Origin of the sequence: Edaphobacter acidisoli, assembly GCF_014642855.1 — a bacterium.
Classification (GTDB): Bacteria; Acidobacteriota; Terriglobia; order Terriglobales; family Acidobacteriaceae; genus Edaphobacter; species Edaphobacter acidisoli.
In genome coordinates this window covers 82,518-95,974 of sequence record NZ_BMJB01000002.1, presented here as the reverse complement: position 1 = coordinate 95,974, position 13,457 = coordinate 82,518, and the positions used below count along the sequence as shown (strand labels likewise).

Below are 13,457 nucleotides of genomic sequence, written 5' to 3'. Positions count from 1 at the left end.
GTTCTACCAATTCCACACAGTATAGTTGTGTCGCCGAAACAAACCGCTTTGCGGAGGAACCGAGAATGCTCCAAAGATATGCGAGTATTTTGACTGCTGGATCCTTAGGCTTGCTCTCAGTGGCATGTTCAGGCCAGGTTCGTGTTCTGGTAGATCAGGTCGGCTACGACATTCATGCTCCCAAGCATGCAATTGTCATGGGCACCAAACAAGACCACCCCGAAGGTTTTACGTTGGTGGACTACACCACCGGCAAGACCGTGCTAAGCAGCGAGTTGAAGTCGTCTGGTGAAGTTTATGACTGGGGCGGGCGAACCTTCTGGATCGCCGATTTTTCCTCTTGGACGAAGCCCGGCAAGTACGAGCTCCATACACACGAAGACGGCAGTGAGGCCCACTCCTGCATGTTCGAGATCCAAGACAACGTGTTGGAGCGCAACACGCTCTCGAACGTCATCTACTACTTCAAAGGCCAACGTTCCAGCGGACTCTTCGATCAGGCGGACCGCCATCTCGCAGTTCCCGGAGAACCAGGCAAATTCGTCGACGTACATGGCGGATGGTACGATGCCACCGGCGACTATGGGATCCATATGTCGCAACTCAACCTGACACCTTTCAACACGCAACAGGTCCCGCTGGTCGCATGGACAGCACTTGCCAGCTACAACACGCTGGAGGCACGTAATGACGAAAACTTCGCGCAATATGAGCGCAGGCTGCTCGATGAAGGCCTTTTCGGAGCAGACTTTCTGGTGCGTATGAAGCAGCCCGGTCAGTCGTTCTTTCAGAGCATCTCCGCTCCAGGCAGATTGAAGCTGGCCAAGGACCGCGTGATTGGCAATCCGAACTTTCACTTCAAGATCAAGAAATCGGCAACGGACACCAACCTGAACGGGCCGGCCGTCAGTGCGACAGGACCCTATACCTACCAGGTCAGTTTCCGTTCCGGTGGAGGCATGGCGATTGCAGCGCTCGCGTTGGCCAGCACCATGCCCGCCGATGGCGATTTCACACGCGCCGATTACCTTCGCACTGCCGAGGAGGCTTTCCAGTTCCTCAACGTACACAACCGCGAGCTACTTCCCGACGGCAAAGAGAGCATCATCGACGACTACTGCGCGTTGATGGCCGCGACAGAGCTTTACCGTGCCAGCCACAAGCCGGAGTATCTTGCGGCAGCAGACAAGCGCGCGACGAGCCTGATGGGACGGCTCGCCTCTGAGGGGAAGTATCACGACTACTGGCGCGCGGGTGATGGTTCGCGTCCTTACTTCAATCCTTCCGATGCAGGGTTTCCTGTCATCAGTTTGCTCGAGTACAGGACGATCGCCGCACCGGAAGTACAGTCGCAGGTACTCAATGCGGTGAAGCAGTCGCTCGGCTTCGAGCTTGCAGTAACAGATGAGGTGAACAACCCCTTCGGTTACGCGCGGCAGTTAGTGCGGATGGGTGATGGGCAGCTGCGGACGGCGTTCTTCTTCCCGCACGATACCGAGGCCGCTCCATGGTGGCAGGGTGAGGATGCCCGCATCGCATCGCTGGCCGCCGCGGCTAGATTGGCCGCTCCGCTCTTCGCTTCCGACACGCCGTTCCACGCTCAGCTTGAGAATTACGCCTGGCACCAATTGCACTGGATACTGGGGCGGAACCCGTTCGATGTGAGCTTGATGGCGGGGGTTGGGCACGGGTTCGCTCCGTACATGTTCTTCAACTGGTACGAGTACACCAGCGCGCCCGGGGCGGTGGTGAATGGGATCACGGCATCGCTGACCAGCGAGGATGGGATTGCCTTCGACGAAGGATACGCCACCACCGGAATGGATGACGACTGGCGGTGGACGGAGCAGTGGCTGCCGCACGCGGCGTGGTACATGTACGCGGTGAGCCTCCCACACTAGGGTTTGGCGGGGGTCTCGGTGTGGGCCTGGACTAGCCAGGTGCCGGAGCGGCGGACCCAGGTGGTGGTGTCGTTAGTGTCGAAGTGGTGGAGGTCGGGCTTGGCTTCGGTGCCGCAGTCGAAGGTGGCGACGGCGTGGTAGGCGGTCATCGCCGCGTCGGGGCCGAGGATGCGGACCTGGAGGTCGTGGAGCTCGTAGTCGGTGAGCTTGCACTGCTGGAGGGTGATGAGGAGGGTGTCGAGGGCAGCGATGTGGGAGTCGACCTCGACGAAGTCCGGGGTGAAGAGTTTGCGGACGGAGGCGAAGTTCTCCTCGGCCATCGCCTTCCAGAGGTGCTGCTCCAGGTGGACGACCTCGACCGGTTCGGGGGCCTGGGCCTGGGCGGCGGCGGTGAGGACGAGGAGCAGGGCGAGGATTCGCATGGGGGGATTGTAGCGGGTGCGGACCCCCTCCCCGTACTTTTTGTGCAAAGTCTTCAATCTGTTTGGTTTAAGTCTGGACTTCGCTTCGGGACCGGCGAGTTGGGCTGCTTTCTCCACTAATTTAAGTCTAGCAGTTTGGGAAAACTAAACCGCCACGGCTATGTGGTTTGGTTTGATGGAGTTAGGTGGTTTGGGGGCTTGACAAGCGATTTTTCCCGCAATTTGAGAGGTGGATTTTATATGTATGTACTTTTTTGTATATACTTTTTGTAGAGGCGGTGCGTTTGCAGTTTTCATGGGACGAGAACAAGCCTAAGCAATTACAGAAAGCACGGAGTTTACTTTGAAACCGCCACGCTGGTCTTTGATGATCCACACTTTGTACTGCTCCGGACCGCAATGAGGATGGCGAGGAACGATGGCACACGATCGGTCTGGCTGGGGATGTGATGCTGCTGCTGGTTGTCCATACTTTGGGAAGTGAGCATGACGAGGAGATTGTCCGCATTATCTCGGCTCGTGAGACAACGGCGCGTGAAAGGAGGCTCTATGAAGATGGAGAAGCATGAGAAGCCGAAGATGGTGTATTACCACCGCAACCCCGGAGATCCGCTGACGGAGAAGCAGAAGGCCAATATTGAGGCATTGAAGCGGATGCCTGACCACGAGATCGACACGTCGGACATTCCCGAACTGCCTGAGAGTGCGTGGAAGGATGCGGTGCGGGGGAAGTTTTATCGTCCGGTGAAGAAGGCGGTGAGCCTGCGGCTGGATGCGGATGTGATCGCGTGGCTGAAGAAGGATGGCAAGGGGTATCAGAGCCGGGCGAATCGTCTGTTGCGGGAGAGAATGCTGGAGGATAAGGCTAGCTGATTGACCGTGCCCTTCCTGCGAATCTCGTCCATGAAACCGCGTCATGAATGAGGTACCCAGGTTTTTTTCAGCCACCTTCTTCTGTTACCTTGTGCCCATGATAGATCCTCAAGAACTGTCCCTCTCTGATCTCTTAGCTGCCGACCACCAGTTTGTAGTCCCAGAGTACCAACGACCATATGCGTGGACTTCGCGCCAGGTTGACGAGCTTTTGGGTGACCTCGAAGGGTATGTTGGACGTGACCCTGGTCTTTATTTGGGAACAATCATTCTCGATGCCTCGAAAAAATCGCATAAGCGAATCGGAATCGTCGATGGTCAGCAGCGGCTGACAAGCTTATTCCTCCTTTTGATGGCATGCAGAGATCGCGCGAAAGAGCTGCAGCAACCCAATATGGCGATGGCTACTCAGCAGGTCATAACCTTTACGCATAAGATCACGATGCAGTCCATAGGGATGCGGCTTCTGGCTTCGCCCTCTGTCCAAGAGGCCTATGACGCCATGGCATCGTCAGATTGGAACGGGATCTTTCCGAAAAAAGTTGGAAAGCGCGCTATTAATAGGATTTTTCCCATCTATAAGTTGATGCTCAGCGTCATGAAAGCGAAGGATATATCCGCACTAATGGCGTTCCAACAGGCGATTTACAACACGCGAGTAATTCGTATCAACATCGACTCAGATGAGGAGGCTTTCAGTATTTTTGAGCGAACAAACGATAGGGGGCTTGATCTGGAAGTAAGTGACCTCTTAAAGAACTACCTGCATCAGCAAGAGGTACCGGAAATCAAGACGATATGGAAGGAAATTCGGAACAATGCTCCCCAGTCTATGCCAAAGATGCTTCGCGGTTTCTATGTATCAAGAGAGGGCTCTGTCCAAAAGGCGGAGCTTTACAAGAAACTGCGTTCCTACGCCGTAAAACAGGTTACACCTGCCCAACTCGCAACAGAGCTAAGGGAGTATTCTGTCTTTTTTGCATTGACAAGAGACACAGGACTGGGCGCTGATAAGGTCAGAGAGTTCCTGAAAGACTTCGAACTACCTGCTGTTTCAGGAAACCAAGATCGATACACACAGGTATTTCTGTCGCTCCAAGCACTTCGCGCATTCAACGTAACACAAGCTCAGCCACTCGTGTTTGCAGCGATGCTGGCTCTTCGTCGCTTGAAGCTTATTCAAGATGCTAGCGCTGCTAATCAATTCAGCCGTCTTCTGAAATCGCTGGAGAACTTCCATTTTATCAATACGTCTGTATGTTCCCACACAGGAAATGAAGTCGAAAAAGTCTATGCCGACATGTGTGAAAAATTCGGGACGACCGAGGACTTTGCGAAACAAACAGAAGAGGTTTCAATTCAATTAAGAGCGCGGTTGACCCCAGAAGCAACATTCGTGAGCTTATTCAGAGAGATTGAATATGCGAGGAAAACCATCCCTCAGTTAGCGTACGTATTCGACAGAATCAATAACTTCGGCCGCCCGCTTGGCGATCGACAGCAGATTTTCTTCCCTCATCCTAATGTCTTCAAGAAAAGTCTCAATATCGAACATATCTGGCCTCAGAACGGCACCCAGGATTCCAAGCTTCGCCCACTGAAAATCAATAACATTGGGAACTTATTGGTCATCAGTCGGCAGGCGAATTCGAAGCTCAGCAACAAGCCGGTCGCTGATAAAGTTTCGCTGTTCCGAGGAGAGTTGAAAAATGTGGCTGGCGCCTATCCCACGATAGGTGAAGTATGTAAATTATATGATCAGCATAATTCTTGGGACGACAAGATAATCATTGAACGCGCAACTAAGCTTGGTGAGCTTGGGTACAAACAGATTTGGAAAATCTGATCTAAATTACTCGATTCATCGCACTTCATTCTTGACGAGAAAAGCCCCACCTTTAGCGACGATAAAACCGCGCAAAGATGGAGCACCCGGTTTCTGGCCTAGCTTACTGCAACAGTGTTCCCTCTTCCGGCGAGGTTTTTGCTTCATCCGGTGGGATGACTACGGCGGCTGCTACTTTGTCGTCGGACTCGAGGTTGAGGAGTTTGACGCCCTGGGTGCTGCGGCCGGCGGCGCGGATGGAGTTGGTGTCGATGCGGATGATCTTGCCGAACTGGCTGATCGCCATCAGCTCGCTGGTGTCGTCGACGAGCTGGATGGAGGAGACCTTGCCGGTCTTGGGCGTGGTCTTCATGTTGATGACGCCGGAGCCGCCGCGGGTCTGGAGACGATACTCCTCGACGTCGGTGCGTTTGCCGAAGCCGTTCTCGGAGACCGAGAGGATGAGGCAGGGGGTGATGTCCTTGCCTTCGGTCTTGAGCTCCTGCTGGCGCTTCTTGCGCGACTCTTCGGACGGGGTGACGGCGAGGCCGACGACGTAGTCTGCCTTGCGGAGGGTGATGCCTTTGACGCCGAAGGCGGGGCGTCCCATGCTGCGGACGTCGTTCTCGTCGAAGCGGATGGCTTGCCCCTCGTGCGTGGCGAGGAAGACGACCTGGTGGCCGTCGGTGACGCGGACGTTGATGAGCTCGTCGTCTTTGTCGATGCCGATGGCGATGATGCCGCGCGACATGACGTTGGAGAAGTCGGGCAGCGGGGTCTTTTTAACGGTGCCGTTGCGGGTGGCGAAGAAGATGAACTTGCCGGCTTCGGTGAGATCGCGGATGCCGAGGATGGTGACGATCTTTTCGCCGGGCTGGAGCGCGATGAGCGAGGCCATGGCCTTGCCCTTGCCGGCGGCGCCGACGTCGGGGATCTCGTAGATCTTGAGCCAGTAGACGCGGCCGGTGTTGGTGAAGCAGAGCAGGTAGGCGTGCGTGGAGTCGACGATGAGCTGGGCGACGAAGTCTTCGTCGCGGGTCTTCATGCCGAGACGGCCGGTGCCTCCGCGGCGCTGCTGGCGGTAGGTGGAGATGGGCGTGCGCTTGAGGTAGCCGGTGTTGGAGATGGTGACGGCGACCTGCTCGTCGGCGATGAGGTCTTCGAGCTGAAGCTCGGCGGTCTCGTCGACGATCTGGGTGCGGCGGGCGTCGCCGTACTTGTCGCGGACCTCTTCGAGCTCTTTGATGATGACGCGGCGCAGCTTCTTTTCGCTGGCGAGGATGGACTCGAACTCGGTGATGTTGTCGCGGACCTCGGCGAGCTCTTTGAGCAGCTCGTCGATGGAGAGCTGGGTGAGGCGGTAGAGTTGCAGCTCGAGGATGGCGTCGACCTGGCGGTAGCTGAGGATGAGCGTGCCGGTCGTGGAGAACGTCATGTCGACGTTGTACTTCGCGGGGTCGAGCGTGACGCCTTTGAGCTCCGTGCCGCGCAGGTTGATCTTCTTGCCGGAGAAGTACTGGAAGAGGTTTTCGCGGGCTTCGGCGCGGCTGCCGGACTGACGGATGGTCTTGATGACGTTGTCGAGATGGTCGAGCGCGATCTGGTAGCCGAGCAGGATGTGCTCGCGGTCGCGTGCCTTGCCGAGCAGGAACGCCGTGCGGCGGCGGACGACTTCGATGCGGTGTTCGAGGAAGGCGCGGATGGCTGCGTCGAGCGGCAGCTCTTTCGGCTGGCCGTTGTGGACGGCCAGGAAGATCATGCTGAAGCTCTCCTGCATCTGGGTGTGCTTGTGGAGCTGGTTGAGGACGATCTGGTGCTCGGCGCCGCGCTTGAGGCCGATGACGATGCGCATACCGTCGCGATCGCTCTCGTCGCGGAACTCGTCGCGGGCGATGTCGGTGATGACGCCCTCGTTGACGAGGTCGGCGATGCGCTCGATGAGTCTGGCTTTGTTGACCTGGTAGGGGATCTCGGTGACGATGATGGCCTGGCGGCCGCCGGAGATGTTTTCAATCGAGCACTTGGCGCGCATGATGAAGCGGCCGCGGCCGGTCTTGTACGTCTGCGCGATGTTGCTCTTGCCGAAGATGTAACCGCCGGTGGGGAAGTCAGGGCCTTTGACGTGCTCGAGGACCAGTTCGAGGTCCGAGCGCGTCTCGCCTTTTTCTTTTGAGATGAGCGCGATGGCTGCGTTGACGACTTCCGTGAGATTGTGCGGCGGGATGTTCGTCGCCATGCCGACGGCAATGCCGCCGGAGCCGTTGACGATCAGGTTCGGAATGCGTGCCGGGAGGACCGTGGGCTCGAGCGTGGACTCGTCGTAGTTCGGGGTGAAGTCGACGGTGTCGGAGTCGATGTCGGCGAGCATTTCGCCGGCGATGCGGGTGAGGCGCGCCTCGGTGTAACGCATGGCGGCGGGTGGGTCGCCGTCGACGGAACCGAAGTTGCCCTGGCCATCTACGAGCGGGTAGCGCAGCGAGAAGGGCTGCGCGAGGCGGACCATGGTGTCGTAGATGGCGGCATCGCCGTGGGGGTGAAAGTTACCCATGACGTGACCGACGACCTTGGAGGACTTGGTGTGCTTCTTGTTGAACTGGAGGCCCATCTCCTGCATGCCATAGAGGACGCGGCGATGCACGGGCTTGAGGCCGTCGCGGACGTCGGGCAGGGCGCGCCCGATGATGACGGACATGGAGTAGTCCAGATACGACCGGCGCATCTCCTCTTCCACGTTGATGGAGAGCATGAAGGCCGCGCCCCGGCCCGGGACCGAGCCGTTGGGGTTATCTGGATTTTCAGGATTCAAGGGGAGTTGCGGATTCTGTTCGTCTGCCATGTCTGTGTATGTCTATTATAGAGGGTTTTAGCAGGCGTTTGGCAGACTGACGGCATCGTACTTTCTGGCGGAATTTGACCAGATACGGGGGAAGATATGATTCAACATCTACCTTTGAATGTGTCACTTATGATATCCGAGCCGATTGGAGCATAAAGACTTTCTAATTCAGCTTCAGGGTGATGAGATCAGGAGCATATTCCTCTTCGAAGAGGAGGTTTTGGGAAGGCTCGGTGTGCATGCGCGCAAGGGCGTGCATGATTGCTACGGCGGCCGCCAGTGCCAGGAGCATCAGGAGCGAGTTGAGGAGATGCCGCAGGGTGTTGCTCTCAAACTTCGCCGCGCCATAAAGCACCTGGACGGCAACCATGATGCAGACCCAGAAGACGAAGTGGATGTTGGCCTTGCCTGGCAGATAGGAGCAGGTGAACGGAATTTTAGGGAAGGTGTAGAGACAGACTTCGACCAGAAAGGCTCCCAGCAAGAGCATGACGGCGAGATGTCCAAGTGCTGGTTGCCAAGGGTACCGCCTCATAAACAACGCCGCAGCAAGGATCCAGACGGGTGCGACTCCAAGAGCTAGCCATGCGATGCGAACAGCCCTTTGATAGTTACGGGCAGGCTGGAGTTGCGTCACACGGATGATCCAGTTCGCCCGAAGCGAGATAGGAAACGATGCCACTACGCGAATTGCAAGGATGGCAAGCATCATCATGAGAACGCTTGCGAGCAGGATGGTGGGATTGATCTCTGATCTGGAGGAGATGTGGCCACCGATAGGCATCTTCATGTAGGCGACGACGATGACCAGGCCAATTCCAAGATAGAAGCTGAGGATCATGCGATGCTGGCGGCTGCGAAGAAGCGTTCGTAAGGTGAACAGCGAGATAGCTGTCTGGAGCCGGTTGCCAATGCGCGGAGCCCATCGGAGCCTGCGCGAGATAGGAAGGATGTCGGGCTGTTCGGCGATCTTCGGCAGAGCGCGCAGGTAGGAGAGCACAAATGCAACGAGTGCTCCCAGCACGGAGATACCAAGCGCGATCCAGGCGCGGTGTACGAGCGGGACGAACACTGTTCGCATGGAGCCGTTGAGCTGCTGGAAGAGTCCGAAGAACCAATAGGATGGCAGCCACGCAAGCAGATGCTGGTTCTGCGGCGCCGCGAGAGCCGCTGGATATTCGAGCGACGGTTCGAGGAAATAGACAAGAAGCAAAAGACATAGCGCCGTTGCCTGGAAGATAGCGGACAACCGTAGCGCAAACTGGCGTGGAAGAAGGTTTGCCGCAAGACCCTGTACCGCGAGAAAGAAGAAGACGATGAAGGCGCTGGCCAGAAAAATGGTGAGCCAATAGGCAAGCACCGAGCGAAACAGGCCGGGGAGGCCGGAATGCGCCGGGCTGAAGAGAGCAGGCCATATAAGACCGATGAATACATTCAATGCGGTGACAGCAAGCAAGGGCGCAACCAGCAACGCGGTTATCTTTGCAAGAAAGACCGTAGCTGCTGGTATCGGCAGAGGTGAGAGCACGAGGGCATCGCGCCGGTCGGGAAATGCGGCGTCCCAGTTGAGCACAAGAATGATTCCAGCAGCGGTCATGCTGTTTTCGATGAAAAAGTGCTCGAACATCCACGCGCTGGTTATAGGGAGGTGGCCCCCTGCGATAAAAAGCAACAGAACAACAAACAAAAAGCTGACGCTGGCGAAGAGAGCGAGAAACTGTCCAATGAGTCTGGTTGGATCGGCGTCGGAGGAGAGCAGCTCCAGGTCTACGATGCGAAGCAGAAAGACGCGATAGAGAACACGGAATTGGCTGGGATTCATAGTGGCTCAGGCGTGGATGAGGTCTGCGATTTCGCGGGAGATGGCGGCAGAGTCCTGCTCGACGGCAAGCTGGGAGAAGATGCCTTCGAGCGTGGGCACGGACATCAGTTCACGAAGATGGCCGATAGAATCGTCGGCCACGATCTTGCCTCGATGCAGGATGATGATGTGCGAACAGACGCGTTCGACGGTCTCAAGCTCGTGCGAGCTGAACAGGACGACCTTGCCGCGCGAGGCAAGCTCCTGAATGAGGCTGCGCAGAATAAGCGAGGAACCAACGTCGAGGCCAGAGAATGGCTCATCGAGCAGGACGAGACCGGGGTTGTGCATGAGCGCCGCAATGAGAAGAATCTTCTGGCGCATGCCTTTGGAGTAGGACGAGAGCGAAAGGTCGCGGTCCGCATGAAGCCCGAAGAGGTGAAGCAGGCCATGTATACGGCTGGACGCTGCCTTGCGCTCCATGTTGCGGAGTTGCGCCACCATGACGAGGTATTCCATGCCGCTCAGATGCATGTAGAGATGCGGCTCCTCCGGCACGTATCCCAGGATGCGACGAAAGGACATGAGATCGCCGTGAATTGACTTCCCCTGATAGAAGACCCCACCCGAACTCGCTTCGATGAGACCGGTGATGATCTTCATGGTGGTGGATTTGCCGGAGCCGTTGGCCCCGAGATAGCCGGTGACTTCGCCTGGACGTGCGGCGAAACTGACACCTTCGACGGCAGGGATGCTGGAATAACTCTTGTTGATGTCTCGCAGTTCGAGCAAGTCAGCACCTCTTCGAACACTATGTAGTAATCTACATTGCAGTGTCAAGCTGCAAAGTGGTCTGAATTGAGTAGAGTTCGCTTTGTGCCATCTCATCTGGCTCTCTCTGATTAAAATAAATAAGACTAAATCAGTCTCATATTTTTATTGATATGGGACTGATGTTGTCGTATATTCAAAAGGTCGGCGAAATATCAACGTTTTGGCTTGACCTGAACTGGAGATTTGGGTTCTAGACCCTCCTAACTCCCTTTACAAGTTGTGATTGGCCCCTCGATTTGAGGGTTTGGCAGTTGATGGATTGGTGCGCCCTTTTTCAAGGCTGGGCGATGGCAGCGACAAAGATGCTGGCTCAGAACGACACCTGATCGCAGCACAACATTGAGTGAGGAATGATGAAGCGAGTTGAGCGCAAGGTATTGAGCAGAAGGGTGCGGACGTTTAGTGGGGCGCGTGGATGGGTTGCAGCGGGAACGCTGGCCGCCTATGCCGTAATGGGCGGGACGCGGGCGGCGAGGGCGGCTGAGAAGGTTGATCCGAGCGGAGCAGGTGTGCCGGGCGCGACGCTTCCTTTGAAGCGGTTCAATATTGCTGCCGGTCCTCTGAATACTGCGCTGGCCGCTTACGAAAAGACGACTGGCCTGAACGTGAAGTTGACGCTGCCTGCGAACACGATTGCGGGCTTCACATCGCTGGGCGTGGCGGGGCTTTATCGCGAGGATGAAGCGCTGCGCCTGCTGCTGGATGGCACTGGATTGAGCTTCCACGCAGAAGGCTCGGCGATGGTGGTGGGGATTGCTGCGAGCGATACCGTCTCGGTGACGGCGGCTGCTCGGAGTGATGTGGCGATGGCGAAGTTCACCCAACCGCTGCTGGACACGCCGCAGTCGGTGAGCGTGGTGCCGCAGTTTGTGGCGAAGGACGAAGGCGTTTCGACGCTGCGCGATACGCTGCGCAACGTGCCGGGCATCAGCCTGGCGGCGGGCGAGAGCGGGGCGCAGGGCGATAACCTGACGATCCGCGGATTTACGGCGCGCAACGATATCTTTCTCGATGGCATTCGCGACTTCGGCAGCTACTACCGCGACTCCTTTAATTACGACCAGGTGGAGGTGCTGGAGGGCCCGGCAGGCGTGGAGTTTGGCCGCGGCTCGACGGGCGGCGTGATCAATCAGGAGAGCAAAGTGCCGGCGATGGACCGCTTCGCTCACATCGACGCGCAGTTTGGCACAGACCTGACGCGGCGCGTGACGGCCGACCTGAACTCGCCGATTGGCGATACGCTTGGCGGCTCGGCGGCGCGACTGAATGTGATGGCGCAGGAGGGAGGCGTAGCGGGGCGCGATGCTGCGGAGATTCGCCGGTTCGGCGTGGCTCCTGCGGTGTCGATTGGAATGAACACGAAGACGCGCGCGACGCTCGGCTACTTTCACCTGAGCGAGGACGACACGCCGGACTATGGGCTGCCGTGGCTGGCGAATGGACTCGCTCCCGGTGTGAACAGGCACAGCTACTTCGGCTTTCGCGATGAGAACTACCTGAAGACGAACGACGATATCGTGACGCTGAAGGTGGACCATGATTTTTCGCCGGACGTATCGGTGAGGACGATTGCGCGGGCGGCGAACTATCCGCGTGATGTGCAGATTACGGAGCCGCAGATCTGCTCGAATGCGTCGATGAGTGTGCCGGTGGGAGGGTATGTGGCGTCGCTGCCGACGCTGGCTTATAACTCAGCGGTGACTTGCCCGTATACGCCTGCGACTCCTGCGAGCGAGATCGCGCAGGTGAACCGCAACCAGATTCAGATCAAGAGCGTGGAAAGCGATCTGTGGGACCAGACTGAGGTGACGGCGCACTTCAGGACGCTCGCTATTCCGCACGCGCTGGTCGCTGGTGTTGAGGGCGGGCAGGAGATCTCGAACCCGATCAAGTACAGCTACACGATCAACAAGGTGAACACGGTGCCTTCGACGACGCTGCTCGATCCGAATGAGGCGCAGCCGTTCGGCGGGACGGGCTACATCTCGACGGTGGTGCATACAAAGTCGAAGAGCGTGGGGCTGTACTTTGTGGACACGGTGAAGCTGGGGCGATTGTTTGAAGCCTCGGGCGGCGTGCGCTGGGACAGGTTCGTCACGGGGTTCAACTCGTATCAGCCGGTTGCTCCTCCGACGGGAGGGACGGTGTCGGCGCCGATTGGGCCGATCTCGCAGGTGGTGGCGCAGCCCTCGTATCGCGCGGCCTTTGTGTATAAGCCGTCGTCGCGCGGGAGTGTGTACTTCGACTATGGGACGAGCTTCGATCCGTCGGCGGAAACGCTGTCGCTGAGCGTAGCTACGTCGATTCTTCCTCCTGAGGAGAATGAGTCGTACGAGGTGGGGACGAAGTGGAATTTCCTGAATGAACATCTGCTCGTGGATGCGGCATGGTTCAGGACCGAGAAGGACAATGCGCGCGAGACCGATCCGACGAACTCGAACAATATTGTGCTGGCCGGGAACCAGTTGGTGAAAGGTGTGCAGTTCAGCGTCGTGGGCAGATTGCCGGAGGGGACGGACCTGATTGCAGGCTATGCGTATCTGGATAGCGCGGTGATCTTCTCGAAGCTGTTCCCTACTTCGATTGGGTATCCGCTGGCGAATGTGCCGAAGCAGACGTTCAATTTGTTTGTGACCCATAGGCTTCCGATGCGGCTTTATATAGGTGCGGGTGGGAATTATGTGGCCAGCAGGACAGCGAGTTCGACGGTGCCGTATGTGCCTGTGCTCTATGGGCCTCTAACCCCCCAGGGGTATCAGGTATTAGCAACAGCAATGAAGCAGGTTCCGGGGTACTGGGTGTTCAATGCCATGCTGCGCAGGCCTGTGACGGACAAGCTGGAGTTGCAGGCGAATGTCTATAACCTGCTGAACCGGTTCTATATTGATGAGCCGCATCCGAGCCATCTGGTGCCGGGTGCGGGCGTGAGTGCGCTGGTTGGCGTGAATTACCGGTTCTAGCAGCG

The 13,457-nt window shown here is 57.3% G+C and carries 8 protein-coding genes and 1 pseudogene; 5 read left to right on the top strand and 4 right to left on the bottom strand.

Annotated elements, in window-relative coordinates; all coding sequences use genetic code 11:
- Positions 1–65: 65 nt before the first annotated feature.
- Entirely contained in the window at positions 66–1,901 is a 1,836-nt protein-coding gene (locus tag IEX36_RS13460; RefSeq protein ID WP_188760082.1) for a glycoside hydrolase family 9 protein, read from the top strand.
- On the opposite strand, the gene IEX36_RS13455 is transcribed toward IEX36_RS13460, so the two are convergent.
- On the bottom strand, positions 1,898–2,323 hold the full coding sequence (locus tag IEX36_RS13455) for a nuclear transport factor 2 family protein (RefSeq protein WP_188760081.1): 426 nt from the start codon (positions 2,321–2,323) through the stop codon (positions 1,898–1,900). The genes IEX36_RS13460 and IEX36_RS13455 overlap by 4 nt on opposite strands.
- Positions 2,324–2,709: 386 nt before the next feature.
- Between IEX36_RS13455 and IEX36_RS17725 the strand changes: the two are divergent.
- The 3 genes and pseudogenes from IEX36_RS17725 to IEX36_RS13440 form a co-directional block, all read left to right on the top strand.
- Positions 2,710–2,892 (top strand): annotated as a pseudogene (locus tag IEX36_RS17725) (BrnT family toxin); the annotation flags it as partial.
- Complete coding sequence (locus tag IEX36_RS13445) at positions 2,873–3,196, top strand: BrnA antitoxin family protein (RefSeq protein WP_229669002.1); 324 nt, start codon at positions 2,873–2,875, stop codon at positions 3,194–3,196. The pseudogene IEX36_RS17725 and the gene IEX36_RS13445, both read left to right, overlap by 20 nt.
- Before the next feature lie 43 nt (positions 3,197–3,239).
- The gene (locus tag IEX36_RS13440) at positions 3,240–5,042 is read left to right on the top strand and encodes a DUF262 domain-containing protein (protein WP_188760080.1); all 1,803 of its coding nucleotides are present in this window, start codon (positions 3,240–3,242) and stop codon (positions 5,040–5,042) included.
- A gap of 103 nt (positions 5,043–5,145) precedes the next feature.
- On the opposite strand, the gene gyrA is transcribed toward IEX36_RS13440, so the two are convergent.
- From gyrA to IEX36_RS13425, 3 genes are all read right to left on the bottom strand, one after another.
- On the bottom strand, positions 5,146–7,857 hold the full coding sequence (gene gyrA, locus IEX36_RS13435; RefSeq protein ID WP_188760079.1) for a DNA gyrase subunit A: 2,712 nt from the start codon (positions 7,855–7,857) through the stop codon (positions 5,146–5,148).
- A gap of 163 nt (positions 7,858–8,020) precedes the next feature.
- Positions 8,021–9,679 (bottom strand): hypothetical protein, encoded by a 1,659-nt coding sequence (locus tag IEX36_RS13430; protein WP_188760078.1) that lies wholly within the window; start codon positions 9,677–9,679, stop codon positions 8,021–8,023.
- A 6-nt stretch (positions 9,680–9,685) separates the two neighbouring features.
- Positions 9,686–10,450, bottom strand: coding sequence for an ABC transporter ATP-binding protein (locus IEX36_RS13425; protein WP_188760077.1), 765 nt, complete (start codon positions 10,448–10,450; stop codon positions 9,686–9,688).
- Positions 10,451–10,842: 392 nt separating this feature from the next.
- Between IEX36_RS13425 and IEX36_RS13420 the strand changes: the two genes are divergently transcribed.
- Positions 10,843–13,452 carry a TonB-dependent receptor gene (locus tag IEX36_RS13420; protein WP_229669001.1) on the top strand — a complete coding sequence of 870 codons (2,610 nt, stop codon included), beginning with the start codon at positions 10,843–10,845 and terminating at the stop codon, positions 13,450–13,452.
- The last annotated feature ends 5 nt before the right edge of the window (positions 13,453–13,457 follow it).

What these genes read in the sequence shown, in the direction of transcription:
- IEX36_RS13460 (WP_188760082.1), top strand. Translation starts at nt 66, where the DNA reads ATGCTCCAAAGATATGCGAGTATTTTGACTGCTGGATCCTTAGGCTTG.
- IEX36_RS13455 (WP_188760081.1), bottom strand. Translation starts at nt 2,323, where the DNA reads ATGCGAATCCTCGCCCTGCTCCTCGTCCTCACCGCCGCCGCCCAGGCC.
- IEX36_RS13445 (WP_229669002.1), top strand. Translation starts at nt 2,873, where the DNA reads ATGAAGATGGAGAAGCATGAGAAGCCGAAGATGGTGTATTACCACCGC.
- IEX36_RS13440 (WP_188760080.1), top strand. Translation starts at nt 3,240, where the DNA reads ATGAATGAGGTACCCAGGTTTTTTTCAGCCACCTTCTTCTGTTACCTT.
- gyrA (WP_188760079.1), bottom strand. Translation starts at nt 7,857, where the DNA reads ATGGCAGACGAACAGAATCCGCAACTCCCCTTGAATCCTGAAAATCCA.
- IEX36_RS13430 (WP_188760078.1), bottom strand. Translation starts at nt 9,679, where the DNA reads ATGAATCCCAGCCAATTCCGTGTTCTCTATCGCGTCTTTCTGCTTCGC.
- IEX36_RS13420 (WP_229669001.1), top strand. Translation starts at nt 10,843, where the DNA reads ATGATGAAGCGAGTTGAGCGCAAGGTATTGAGCAGAAGGGTGCGGACG.